The 12,029-nt window shown below is 74.8% G+C and carries 10 protein-coding genes; 8 read left to right on the top strand and 2 right to left on the bottom strand.

The genetic code is table 11. The annotated features are described in order from the left end of the window. Position 1: 1 nt before the first annotated feature. Entirely contained in the window at positions 2-742 is a 741-nt protein-coding gene (locus BX285_RS31295; RefSeq protein WP_121178963.1) for a response regulator transcription factor, read from the bottom strand. A gap of 229 nt (positions 743-971) precedes the next feature. Here BX285_RS31295 and BX285_RS31290 point away from each other — a divergent pair, with 229 nt between their 5' ends. The 3 genes from BX285_RS31290 to BX285_RS31280 all read left to right on the top strand — a co-directional run bounded on the left by BX285_RS31290 (position 972) and on the right by BX285_RS31280 (position 3,841). Continuing rightward, positions 972-2,417, top strand: a complete 1,446-nt coding sequence (locus BX285_RS31290) for a ferric reductase-like transmembrane domain-containing protein (RefSeq protein WP_121178962.1) — start codon at positions 972-974, stop codon at positions 2,415-2,417. 100 nt (positions 2,418-2,517) lie between these two features. Then, the gene (locus BX285_RS31285; protein WP_121178961.1) at positions 2,518-3,027 is read left to right on the top strand and encodes an FMN-binding protein; all 510 of its coding nucleotides are present in this window, start codon (positions 2,518-2,520) and stop codon (positions 3,025-3,027) included. A 61-nt stretch (positions 3,028-3,088) separates the two neighbouring features. Continuing rightward, entirely contained in the window at positions 3,089-3,841 is a 753-nt protein-coding gene (locus BX285_RS31280; RefSeq protein WP_121179103.1) for an FAD:protein FMN transferase, read from the top strand. Between the two features lie 199 nt (positions 3,842-4,040). Here BX285_RS31280 and BX285_RS31275 read toward each other — a convergent pair whose 3' ends face one another. Beyond that, entirely contained in the window at positions 4,041-5,066 is a 1,026-nt protein-coding gene (locus BX285_RS31275) for an NUDIX domain-containing protein (protein ID WP_097234818.1), read from the bottom strand. Between the two features lie 224 nt (positions 5,067-5,290). Between BX285_RS31275 and BX285_RS31265 the strand changes: the two genes are divergently transcribed. The 5 genes from BX285_RS31265 (at position 5,291) to BX285_RS31245 (ending at position 11,985) form a co-directional block, all read left to right on the top strand. Then, positions 5,291-6,901, top strand: coding sequence for an NAD(P)/FAD-dependent oxidoreductase (locus tag BX285_RS31265; RefSeq protein WP_121178959.1), 1,611 nt, complete (start codon positions 5,291-5,293; stop codon positions 6,899-6,901). Positions 6,902-7,194: 293 nt separating this feature from the next. Then, entirely contained in the window at positions 7,195-7,809 is a 615-nt protein-coding gene (locus BX285_RS31260; protein WP_121178958.1) for a TIGR03086 family metal-binding protein, read from the top strand. Positions 7,810-8,261: 452 nt separating this feature from the next. Further along, on the top strand, positions 8,262-9,161 hold the full coding sequence (locus BX285_RS31255) for a nuclease (RefSeq protein WP_097234821.1): 900 nt from the start codon (positions 8,262-8,264) through the stop codon (positions 9,159-9,161). A gap of 122 nt (positions 9,162-9,283) precedes the next feature. After that, positions 9,284-10,687: a KamA family radical SAM protein gene (locus tag BX285_RS31250; protein WP_121178957.1), complete on the top strand. Its 1,404-nt coding sequence runs from the start codon at positions 9,284-9,286 to the stop codon at positions 10,685-10,687. Next, positions 10,684-11,985: a pyridoxal phosphate-dependent aminotransferase gene (locus tag BX285_RS31245; RefSeq protein ID WP_121178956.1), complete on the top strand. Its 1,302-nt coding sequence runs from the start codon at positions 10,684-10,686 to the stop codon at positions 11,983-11,985. The genes BX285_RS31250 and BX285_RS31245 overlap by 4 nt, the downstream gene beginning before the upstream one ends. The last annotated feature ends 44 nt before the right edge of the window (positions 11,986-12,029 follow it).

Raw genomic sequence — 12,029 nt, 5'->3', positions numbered from 1 at the left:
GTCACTGCGCGGCCTTGATCAGGTACCCGGCGCCGCGCACCGTGTGGATCATCGGACTGCGCCCGGCGTCCAGCTTCTTGCGCAGGTAGCTGATGTACAGCTCGACGATGTGCGCCTGCCCGCCGAAGTCGTACGACCAGACGGCGTCCAGGATCTGCGCCTTGCTGAGTACCTGGCGGGGGTGGCGCATCAGGTGGGCGAGCAGCGCGTACTCGGTCGGGCTGAGCTCGACGGTCTCGCCGCCGCGGGTCACCTCGCGGGCCCGGTCGTCCAGCACCAGATCGCCGAGCACCAGCGCGTGCGCGGGCGGCTGCCGCGCGTCGACCGGTGAGCCGGCCGACGGGGTGGCCGACTGGGTGGCCCGGCGCAGCAGGCCGCGCAGCCGGACGACCACCTCGGCCAGGCTGAACGGCTTGGTCACGTAGTCGTCACCGCCCGCCGCGATGCCCTCGATCCGCTCCTCGACGGCGTCCCGGGCGGTCAGGAAGAGCACCCTCACCTCTGGACGCTCGGCGTGGAGGCGGCGCAGCACCTCCAGGCCGTCGAGGTCCGGCAGCATCATGTCGAGCACCACGGCGTGCGGCCGCCAGGCCGCTGCGGCCTCGACGGCGGCCAGGCCGGTGGTCGCGCCGCGCGCCTGCCAGCCCTCGTAGCGGACGGCGCCGCAGACCACCTCGACCAGGTCCGGCTCGTCGTCGACGACCAGGACGCGCCACCCGGGGCGGTTTGCGTTCTCGTCCATGGTGCTCCCTCGGGCTCGTGCTGCGCACCGCTCATCCTGGACCGCCACGATGAGAAACCCCTGAGACCCCGGGCGGCCGTTCGTGGCCTGCACAGCGGCTCTGACCAGCGATTTCACCCTCGTGGCGGGGGTGCGGGACGCGGACTCGTTCAGAGGCGGCTCAGAGCTTGCGGTGCGATCGTGGTCCGCCTCGGCGGCACCCGCCGCCGGGCCCTGAGGAGGTTCCCCGATGAGCACTGCCGCCGCACCGGAGTCGCGGCCCGGTCCGCGTCACCCCGACCCAAGGCGGCCGGCCCCGCGGCGGCCCGGCCCCCAGCGGCCCGGGCGACGCTCCCGGCCGGCACCCGCCGACCGGGGGCACCGGGCGGCGCCGCGCCCGCCGTTCGCGCTGGACCCTGCCGTCGCGCTCGCGCTGATCGCCGTGGGCGGGCTGGGGGTGATCGCGCTGTGGTGGGTGAGCACCCCGGCGGTCGTCGGCGCGGCCGGCTGGCTGACCGGCGCCGGCCGCATCACCGGACTACTCGCCGGGTACGCCGCGCCCGTGCTGCTCCTGCTGATGGCCCGGCTGCCGCCGCTGGAACGCGGGGTCGGCGCGGACCGGCTGGCGCGCTGGCACGCCTTCGGCGGGCGCTGGCTGGTGGCCGCCGTCTCCGTGCACGTACTGACGATCGTCTGGGGCTACGCCCTGACCGACGGGCGCGGCCCGCTCGGCGAAGGCGTGGAGATCGTCTTCCACTACCCCGAGATGATCAAGGCCACCCTGGGCACCCTGCTGCTGCTCGGCACCGGCGCGGTCTCCGCCCGGGCGGCGCGCCGCCGGCTCCCGTACGAGGCCTGGTACTACCTGCACCTGGTGACGTACCTGGCGGTCGCGCTCGCCTTCTCCCACCAGGCGGCCACCGGCGCCGACCTCGGCGGCGGCCCCGGCCGGGCCGCCTGGTACGCGCTCTACTTCGGGACGGCGGCACTGCTCGGCTGGTACCGGCTGGCCCGGCCGTGGCTGCTCGACCGACGGCACCGGCTGCGCGTCGCCGAAGTGCGGCCGGAGGGCCCCGGCGTGGTGTCGCTGTTCCTGACCGGGCAGCGGCTGGACGAACTGCGCGCCGAGCCCGGCCAGTTCTTCCGGCTCCAGTTCCAGGCTCCCGGCCTGCGCTGGGCCGCCAACCCGTACTCGCTGTCCGCGCCGCCGCACCTGCGCTTCCTCCGCTTCACCGTCAAGGACCTCGGCGGGCACAGCGCGGCGGTCGCCACCCTGCGCCCGGGCACCCCGGTGCGCGCCGAGGGCCCGTACGGCGCGTTCACCCGGCGGCGGCAGCGGCAGCGCCGGGTGCTGCTGCTCGGGGCGGGCGTCGGGATCACCCCGCTGCGCGCACTGTTCGAGACGCTGCCGGGTGAGCTGACGCTGGTCCAGCGGGCCCGGCGGGCAGAGGACGTGCTGTTCCGGGCGGAGCTCGCCGACATCGCCCGGCGGCGCGGCGCGGTCGTGCACGAGCTGCTCGGTTCGCGCGAGCAGGTCGGCGACCTCGGTGCCGAGCTCGTCCGGCTCGTCCCGGACCTCGCCGGGCACGAGGTCTACCTGTGCGGGCCGGAGGCGCTGGCCGAGGAGGCCGTCCAGGCGCTGCGGGCCGCGGGGGTACGGCCCGGACGCATCCACCACGAGAACTTCTCCTTCTGAGCCCGCTGAGCCTTCCCAGCCCTCTGAGCCGCCGAGTTTTGCGGGCCTCCGAGCCTTCCGAGCCCGTCCGGGCTCCCGATCCGCAGGAGCATCGATTCCATTGCGCCGAGCCGTCGTCACCAGCGCCGCCACCGCCGCCGGGGTGGTACTGCTGCTCTCCCTCAAACCGCACGAGGCGGCCGGGCCGCCTCCGGTGATCGGCTCGGGGGCCGGGGCGGGGACCGGCTCCGGGTCCGGGTCCGGGACCGGCTCCGGCTCCGGGTCCGATGTCTCGGCGCCGTCCGGTGCCCCGGGCTCCGCCGCCCCGTCCGCCTCCGCCGCCCCCGCCGGTGCGACCCGGAAGGTCAGCGGCGACACCGTCAACACCCGGTACGGCCCGGTGCAGGTCCAGGTCACCCTGGCCGGCAGCCGGATCACCGCCGTCGACGTGGTCAAGTACCCCAATTCCGAACGGCGGGACCGCGAGATCAACAGTTCCGCCCTGCCGGTGCTCAACCAGGAGGCGATCTCCGCACAGAACGCGCAGATCGACGTGGTCAGCGGCGCGACGTACACCAGCGACGGCTACGTCCGTTCGCTGCAGAGCGCCCTCGACCGGGCCAAGGGCTGAGGACCCAGTGCTCCGCCACACCGAGCTCCGCGACACCGTGCTCCGCCGCGCCGAACCCGTCATGGGCACCGTCTTCTCGATCGTCGTCCGCGACCCCGGCCCGGACACCGCCGCCGTGCTGGACCGGATCGCCGAACGGCTGCACCGCATCGACGCGGTGTTCTCCACCTACCGGCCGGAGAGCGACATCAGCCGCCTCGACCGTGGGGAACTGGCCCTGGACGACTGCGATCCGGAGGTCCCCGCCGTGCTGGCCGCCTGCCGGGAGGTCGCCGCGCAGACCGACGGCTGGTTCACCGACCGCCCCGGCGGCCGGCTCGACCCCAGTGGCTGGGTCAAGGGCTGGGCCGTCGAGGAGGCGGCCGCCCTGCTGCGCTCCACCGGTGCCCGGCAGTACTGCGTCAGCGGTGGCGGGGACGTGCAGACCAGCGGCGGGCCGTGGCGGATCGGCGTCGCCGACCCCGGGCGGCCGGGCCTGCTCACCGCCGTCCTGGCCGGCCAGGACCTGGCCGTGGCCACCTCGGGCACCGCCGAACGCGGCACGCACGTCATCGACCCGCACACCGGCCGCCCGGCCACCGGCCTGGCCTCCCTCACCCTGGTCGGCGCCCCCGGCACCGGCATCGCCCGTACCGACGCCTGGGCCACCGCCGCCTTCGCCATGGGCCCCGAACGCGCTCTCGCCTGGGCGGCCCGGCAGCCCGGCGTCGAAGCCCTGGCAGTCCTGCCGGACGGCAGCAAGCGCTGGACCCCCGGCCTGCCCGGCCACCTCCCGGTGAGCGGGCCCACGGACTGGCAGTCCGCCGTCCGCTGACGGCGGCCCCGAGCGGCGGTGTCATGAGCGGAGCTCATGGGGTGGGCCCATGAGGAAGTCTCATGAGGTCGCCCCGTGAGGGAACCTCATGTCACGGCCCATGAGGGAACCTCATGACCCGGCCCATGAAGGGAGCTCATGTCGCAGCTCATGAGTGGAGCTCATGACCCGCCCCATGAGGCACCCTCATGGGCCGCCGCTACGCCCGATCCTGCTGCGCCGCCCGCCAGGCCTCCCGGGCCACCAGGGGAGCCAGGTACGACCAGCGGCGCGAGCCGTCCGGGCAGGCGCCACCCTCGACCAGCTCGGACACCGAGCGGCGGGTGAACGGCACCCAGACCGCCAGGTCGTGCTCGAAGGTGCTGTGGCAGGCCTCCCGGCGGCGGTCGATCTCGGCCGCGTCCAGCCGGGCCCGGACGGTGGCAACCAGCGTGTAGCAGGAGGCCGGCTCGCTCCAGCCCAGCCAGGTGATCACCGTCGGCCCGACGTCGGCCGGCAGCAGCCCCAGCTCCTCCTCCAGCGCCCGGTGGACCAGCGCGTAGAAGTCCTCGGCGGCGCCAGGCTCATCCCGGTACTTCATCGTCTCGTTGATCCCGACCGTCCACTGCGCCGGGAAGGTCCTGACGGCCAGTGAGCGGCGCAGCAGCAACAACCGTCCGCCGCGGTCCCGCACCGCGACGCAGGCGCTGACCATCGTGGGCGGCGCGGTGGCGACGAAGCCCGTCAGGCCCTCGTCCAGTGCCTCGCGCAGCAGCCGGCCCGCCTCCGCGTCCTCCCGGCCCAGCCGGGTGGTGGCCATGCACTCCGCGTAGTCGCTCTCGGCGATGGTCACCTCGCACACCCGGGCGGCGCTGTGCTCGCCGTGGTCGACCGTCAGCCGGGTGAGGTACGCGGTCCGGCCCGCCGCCCCGGCCTCGCGTTGACGCGCCACCTCCGCGTCCCAGCCGACCCGGTCCAGCACGTGCGGGCGGACGACCCGGCCGTCGTACGAGGTCACCAGCGTGCCCGGGGTCAGCGGCCGGGCGGCCGACCAGGTGATCAGCGGGGCCAGGCCGTCCGCCCGGACGTCGTGCGCCCGGGCCGCCGCCGACAGGCTCGCCCGCCGGACGCGCGGCGCCGGCACCCGTGAACCGAGGCGCGAGCCGCCGTATTTGGCGAAGTCGTACACCAGGTTGGTCAGCATTCCGAGCAACAGGGCCCCACCGAGCCCCAGCAGCCACTGCACCCCGGTTCCCCCGCCCCCCGTGATCCGACCGCCCCATTGTGGGGTCCGCGGCGCGCCCCGCGAAAGGCTCCGACCCGTCGAGGGGCCGAGGCCGAGCCGAGCACGGCCGTCGACGGCTACCCCGCGCGCGCCGACCTGCGCGCGGACGGCGCCCTGCGCAGGATCCGACGATCCGGGCCTGCGCGGCTGTTCCGCGCGCCCGCGCCCTGTCGTAGCGTGGCCGGATGAACACGAACGCGTCCTCGCGGTACGACGTCGTGATCGTCGGCGGCGGGCACAACGGGCTGGTGGCGGCGGCCTACCTGGCGCGGGCCGGGCAGCGGGTGCTGGTCCTGGAACGGCTGCCCCGGGTGGGCGGGGCCGCGGTATCCGCCCGGGCCTTCCCGGGGGTGGACGCCCGGCTGTCGCGCTACTCCTACCTGGTCAGCCTGCTGCCCCGGAAGGTGGTGCGGGACCTCGGGCTGCGGCTGGACCTGCGGCGGCGCCGGATCGCCTCGTACACCCCGGCCGAGCGGGACGGGAAGCCCACCGGTCTGCTGGTGGATGCGGGCGACCCGGGCCGCACCCGGGAGTCGTTCCGGACGCTGACCGGCGCCGACCGCGACTGGCAGGCCTGGCAGCGTTTCTACGGGATGACCGGGCAGCTCGCCCGGCGGGTGTTCCCGACCCTCACCGAGCCGCTGCCCTCGCGGGCCGAGCTGCGCCGACGGGTGGCGGACGACGAGGCCTGGACGACCCTGTTCGAGCGGCCGCTCGGCGAGACGATCGAGCGGACCTTCGCGGACGACCTGGTGCGCGGCGTGGTCCTCACGGACGCGCTGATCGGCACCTTCACCCACGCCCACGACCCCGCGCTGCGGCAGAACCGCTGCTTCCTCTACCACGTGATCGGCAACGGCACCGGCGACTGGGACGTCCCGGTCGGCGGGATGGGCGCGGTCACGGACGCGCTGGCCGAGGCGGCGCTGGCGGCCGGAGCGCGGATCCGGACCGACAGCGAGGTCACCGCGATCGCCGCGGACCGCGCCGGCGGCGGCGGCCGCGGGGACGCCGAGGTCGTGTACCGGCACCGGGACGGCGAGGAGGCCACGGTGGCGGCCCGCCGGGTGCTGGTGAACGCCGCACCGGCGACGCTGGCCCGGCTGCTCGGCGAGGCCCCCGGGCCCGTACCGGAGGGCGCCCAGCTGAAGGTCAACATGGTGCTGCGCCGCCTGCCGCGCCTGCGGGACACCTCCGCGGATCCGCGCGAGGCCTTTGCGGGGACCTTCCACATCGCCGAGGGCTACCGGCAGTTGGAGACCGCGCACGCCGAGGCGCAGGCCGGCCGGCTGCCCTCGGCGCCGCCGTCCGAGATCTACTGCCACTCGCTGACGGACCCGTCGATCCTGGGCCCGGAGGCCGTCCGGCAGGGGCTGCAGACGCTGACCCTGTTCGGCCTGCACATGCCCGCCCGGCTGTTCGGCGACCCGGCGGCGGACCCCGGGGCCAAGGATCGTGCGCTGGCGGCGAGCCTGGCGCAGCTGGACGCGGTCCTGGCGGAGCCGGTCGCCGACTGTCTGGCCACCGACGCCGAGGGCCGGCCCTGCATCGAGGCGAGGACGCCGCCGGAGCTGGAACGGGAGATCGGGCTGCCGGGCGGCCACATCTTCCACCGCGACCTCGCCTTCCCGTTCGCCGACGGGGAGGTGGCTGGCGCCGCCGCCCGCTGGGGCGTGGCGACCGGCCATCCGAACGTGCTGCTGTGCGGTGCGGGGGCCGTCCGCGGCGGGGGTGTCAGCGGCATCCCGGGGCACAACGCGGCGCAGGCCGTCCTGGAGGACCTGGCCCGCCGCTGAGCCTGGCCGCCCCATGCTTCGCCGAGCCGAATCGAACCGTGCCGTGCCGTGCCGTGCCGAACCGAACCGTGCCGAACCGTGCCGAGCCGAGCCGGACTGACGACCGCTCCCCTGCGTGGACGGCCGAGCCACCCACGGTGACCGCCGGGCACCTGCCGCGACCGGCCGATCGCCGTCCGGCCCCGCAGCGCAGCAGGAGCCGCAAGAAGACGGGAGAAAAAGCCCGCACCCCTGGCAGGTCCACTCCCCGTGGCGTTTTACTGAGAGTGAGCAGGGCAGGAGGGAGGCCTCCGATGGAGTGTCCGCACCCACCCGGGTTCCACGTCGAGGTCCGTGAACGCTACACGGCCGCCGTAGCGGAGGTGACCCGGCTGGTCCGGGCCGTACCCGAGGACGGCTGGACGACCCCCACGCCCTGTCGGGGCTGGGACATCCACACACTGGTGAACCACCTTGCCGCGCAGCACCTCTGGGTCTGCCAGGCGGTGGCCGGTTACACCCCGGAGACGATCGGCCACCGTTTCGACGGTGACGTACTGGGCCGCAACCCGGTCGGCGTGTGGGTGCTGGCCGCCGACACCGCGGTGCGCGCGCTCTACCAGCCTGGCGCCCCGGACCTCCAGGTGCACCTGCCGTACGGGGTGCGCGATGTGGGCGGGTACGCCCGCGAGTTGACCGCCGAGACCGTCGTGCACAGCTGGGACCTCGCCCGGGCGCTGGGCGAGAGCGGCCGGATGCCGCCGGGCGCCGCCCGGTACGCGCTCGCCGAGTTCCAGGGCTACCGCCACCTGGCCGGTTCCGGGATGTTCGACCCGCCGCTCGGCACCGCGCCGGGGGCCGACGCCCAGGAGCAGTTGCTGGCCCTCACCGGCCGCGACCCGAACTGGTCCTACGACGCCCTGCCTTGAGCGGCCCGTCCGTCAACGGCCCGTCCCCGCAACGGGAGAGGACGAGGAGGCCTCCGGTGCGGGCGGGCGTCGGGCGTCGGGCCACGGAACGAGAGTCACCCGACGAGGTGACGGGGTGAGAGTTCGGTGGAGATTCCCGGAAATCGACCCCGAGGGCCGGCTTGTCCGAAACCCGCCATCGGGACCGCTCCACGCTCCGTCACCGTCCACCTTCACCGCGGGTGACCGAGCCCGGCGAAGCACCCCCGGAACGCCCCCGCGCGGGCGCTGGCGGCCGCCGCCGCCCGGGTGACAGCACCCCCGGACGGGCGCATGGTGGAAGCAAGGACGTTGCGGACGACCGCCACCGGATCCGCCGTCCGAGGACCGGCCGGGCCCGAACGCTTCGCATACGGATTGCCAGCCGGCCCGGAGCCGCGACGGTGGCGCACTGTCAGATCCGGGAGGCAGACATGTCCATGGTGCTCATCACCGGCTCCTACCAGGTCCTGCATGACCGGCCCGACGGGGACACCGTCCACTTCCTGCCGCAGGACCCGGGCTTCTGGTTCGAGCTTCCCGGCCGGAACCGGGTCAAGCGCGACGAGAACGGCGGCGCCTCGCTGCGGCTGGACGCGATCGACGCGCTGGAGACCCACTACCAGGGCGTCGGCCCGGACTTCGCGCACCAGCCGCTCGGGCTCGGCGCGCACGCCGCCCGCGACGAGCTGCTGCGCTGGCTGGGGTTCACCGACGTCGTGCAGGACGACACGGAGAAGGTCACCTCCTCCACACCGGCGTCCGTGCCCGGCTACATCCTCAGCGGCGGTGCCGACGTGTTCCAGCGCTGCGTCGCCCTGGTCGGGCGAGGCACCGCGCCGAGCGTCGGCACGCCCCCGAAGCCGGCGAAGAGCGGCTTCCGGCTGGACGTCACCGTCGACATGCTGCACGAGACCGCCAACCACCACCTGCTGTCGCTCGGGCTGGTCTACCCGACCTTCTACCAGAACCTGCCCGACAACCTGCGGGCGGACCTGACCGCCACCGCGCAGCAGGCGCGGGCGGCCAAGGCCCCCGGCAGTGTCTGGCTCAACGACGTGACCACCACCGGCGCGAAGATCGAGAACATCGAGTCGATCACCGAGGACCTGGTCATCCTGCCGAAGCTGTTCCGCCGCCTGGTCGACTACGTCCGGCTGTTCGGCCCGGGCCTGGGCTGCCTGCCCGCCTTCCTGGCCGGCGCCACCGACAAGTTCACCCTCCCCGACCACCCCAAGCCGCTCACCGGCCTGCAAAACGTGGTCGAGGTGACCAACAGCTCCACGGTGCGGATGACCCATCCGATCGAGGAGATCATCTTCAGCGAGAAGTAGCTTCACCGAGAATTGGCTCCGCGCGGGGGTGCGGCTCAGGAACGACGGAGCGCAGCGGGGGGTGCAAGCGGCCCGTCCTGAGCGCCTGGACCGGTGCCGGGCTCCGGGACCACCATCGGAGGATGCACGCACTGCGCTCCCCCCTGGCGGCCACGAGCCCCACCATCCCACCCCGGTTCCGCGCCTACGGGGCGCGGCAGTTGGAGCAGGTCGCGCGGCGGTTCGGGCTGTCCGCGGAGGTCCGCCGGACGGTCGAACTGGTCTCGCGGGTCCTGCCGTTCCGGGTCAACGACCACGTGCTGTCGGAGCTGATCGACTGGCAGCGCGTCCCCGAGGACCCGATGTTCCAACTGCTCTTCCCGCAGGAGGGCATGCTGCCCGCCGCGGACCTGCGCCGGCTGGCCGCGCTGCCCGACGACTCGACGGCGGAGGCGCGCGAGGCGGTGCGGGAGATCCGGTACCGGCTCAATCCGCACCCCTCCGGCCAGCTGGAGCTGAACGTCCCGAGCGTCGACGGGCAGCGGTTGGCCGGGGTGCAGCACAAGTACGCGGAGACGGTGCTGTACTTCCCGCAGCAGGGGCAGAGCTGCCACAGCTACTGCACGTACTGCTTCCGCTGGGCCCAGTTCGTCGGCGACGCCGACCTGCGGTTCGCCGCCGAGGGCCCGGAGCAGCTGGTCGAGTACCTGCGCGCGCACCCCGGGGTGAGCGACGTCCTGGTCACCGGCGGCGATCCGCTGGTGATGTCCACCGAGCGGCTGCGGCGCCACCTCGAACCGCTGCTGGCCGTGGAGAGCGTGCGGACCATCCGGATCGGCACCAAGGCGGTCGCCTACTGGCCGCAGCGCTTCGTCACCGACCGGGACGCGGACGACCTGCTGCGGCTGTTCGAGGAGGTGGTCGCGAGCGGGCGCACCCTCGCCGTGATGGGCCACTACAGCCACCCGCGCGAGCTGGCCCCCGAGATCGCCCGGCGGGCCGTCGCCCGGATCCGCGGGACGGGCGCGGTGGTGTACTGCCAGGCGCCGCTGATCGCCCGGGTCAACGACGACCCGCAGGTGTGGACCGAGCTGTGGCGCACCGAGTTCGCGCTCGGCGCCGTCCCGTACTACCTGTTCGTGGAGCGGGACACCGGGCCGCACGAGTACTTCAAGGTGCCGCTGGCCGAGGCGGTGCGGATCTTCGCCGAGGCGCACCGGCGGCTGCCGGGGCTGGCGCGGACGGTCCGCGGGCCGGTGATGTCCGCCGCGCCCGGCAAGGTGGTGGTCGACGGGGTCGAGGAGGACGCGCAGGGGCGGTACTTCCAGCTGCGGCTGCTGCAGGCCCGCGATCCGGAGCTGGTCGGCCGGCCGTTCCGGGCCCACTGGTCGGCGGACGCCGCCTGGCTGGACGAGCTGCGGCCGGCCGAGCCGGTGCCGGAGGCGATCCGGGCGGCGATCGCCCCCGCGCCCACGACACCGGCAGCGCCGACAGCTCCCACCGAACCGATCACCGACGTTCCGTCCCCCGAGGAGGCCCTGGCATGACCGAGCACAGCGACCGGCACGTCTCGCCGAACATGGCGCTGGACCAGCTGGTGGCCCGGCGGCGGGCCGAGGGGGCGCGGATCGTCCACCTGGGCTTCGGCGAGTCGAGCCTGCCCGTCTTCCCGCCGCTGGTCGAGCGGCTGACCGCCGGGGCCGGGCGCAACGGCTACGGGCCGGTCGCGGGCAGCCCGGACGTGCGCGCAGCCGTCGCCGGGTACTTCTCCCGGCGCGGCGCCGCCACCGGCCCGGAGCAGGTCGTGGTGGCCCCCGGCAGCAAGCCGCTGCTGATGGCGCTGCAGCAGGTGCTGCCCGGTGACCTGGTGCTGCCCGCACCGGCCTGGAACACCTACGCCCCGCAGGCCGAGCTCGCCGGCAAGGCCGTGGTACGGGTTCCGATCCCGGCGGAGTGCGGCGGGGTGCCCGAGCCGGCGGCGTTGCGCGCGGCGGTACGGGCGGCGCGGGCGGCGGGGCGGCGGCCCGGCATCCTGCTCCTCACCCTGCCCGACAACCCCACCGGCACGCTGGCCGGCCCCCGGCTCGTCACCGAACTGTGCGCGGTGGCCGCCGAGGAGGAGCTGACGGTCGTCTCCGACGAGATCTACCGCGACCTCGTGCACGATCCCGCGCAGCCGTTCCTCAGCCCGGCGCAGGTCCTGCCGGAGCGGACGATCGTGCTCACCGGGCTCAGCAAGAACCTCGCCCTCGGCGGCTGGCGGATCGGGGCGGCCCGGTTCCCGGCCGGCCCCTGGGGCCGGGCCGTCCGCGACCGGGTGACGGGCTACGCGAGCGAGGTGTGGTCGACGCTGGCCGGGCCGATGCAGGAGGTGGCGGCCTACGCCTTCGCCGAGCCGCCCGAGCTGCGCGCCCACCTCGCCGCCTCGACCCGGCTGCACGCCGCGGTGGCCCGGGCGGTGCACCGGATCGTGCTCGACTCGGGTGCCCGCTGCCGGGCCCCGCAGGCCGGCTTCTACCTCTACCCGGACTACGAACCGCTGCGCGCGGAGCTGGCCGCGCACGGCGTGGACGGCTCCGCCGGGCTGCAGCACCACCTGCTGGAGCGGGCCGGCATCGCCGTCCTCGCCGGGCACCACCTGGGTGACGACCCCGGCGCGCTGCGCCTGCGGATCGCCACCAGCAAGCTCTACGGCGAGACCGCCGAGGAGCAGTGGCAGGCGCTGGAGAGCGCCAATCCCGCCGCCCTGCCGCACGTGGCCGGGCAGTTGGCCGTCATCGAGCGGGGGCTGGGCGCACTGGCCGTTCCGCCGCGGGGCGTCCTCGCGGCGGAACGGTCGGCCTGAGCGGCGGCGCCGCCCCGGCCCCCGCGTCAGCCGTGCTCAGCAGT

The organism is Streptomyces sp. 1114.5 (assembly GCF_003635085.1).
In the GTDB taxonomy this organism is placed as follows: domain Bacteria; phylum Actinomycetota; class Actinomycetes; order Streptomycetales; family Streptomycetaceae; genus Kitasatospora.
Note: the sequence above shows the minus strand (reverse complement) of the source record. Positions and strands in the feature narration are given on the sequence as shown.

Coding starts and splice junctions, on each gene's coding strand:
- BX285_RS31290 (WP_121178962.1), top strand. CDS start 972: ATGAGCACTGCCGCCGCACCGGAGTCGCGGCCCGGTCCGCGTCACCCC.
- BX285_RS31295 (WP_121178963.1), bottom strand. CDS start 742: ATGGACGAGAACGCAAACCGCCCCGGGTGGCGCGTCCTGGTCGTCGAC.
- BX285_RS31265 (WP_121178959.1), top strand. CDS start 5,291: ATGAACACGAACGCGTCCTCGCGGTACGACGTCGTGATCGTCGGCGGC.
- BX285_RS31250 (WP_121178957.1), top strand. CDS start 9,284: ATGCACGCACTGCGCTCCCCCCTGGCGGCCACGAGCCCCACCATCCCA.
- BX285_RS31245 (WP_121178956.1), top strand. CDS start 10,684: ATGACCGAGCACAGCGACCGGCACGTCTCGCCGAACATGGCGCTGGAC.
- BX285_RS31280 (WP_121179103.1), top strand. CDS start 3,089: ATGGGCACCGTCTTCTCGATCGTCGTCCGCGACCCCGGCCCGGACACC.
- BX285_RS31255 (WP_097234821.1), top strand. CDS start 8,262: ATGTCCATGGTGCTCATCACCGGCTCCTACCAGGTCCTGCATGACCGG.
- BX285_RS31260 (WP_121178958.1), top strand. CDS start 7,195: ATGGAGTGTCCGCACCCACCCGGGTTCCACGTCGAGGTCCGTGAACGC.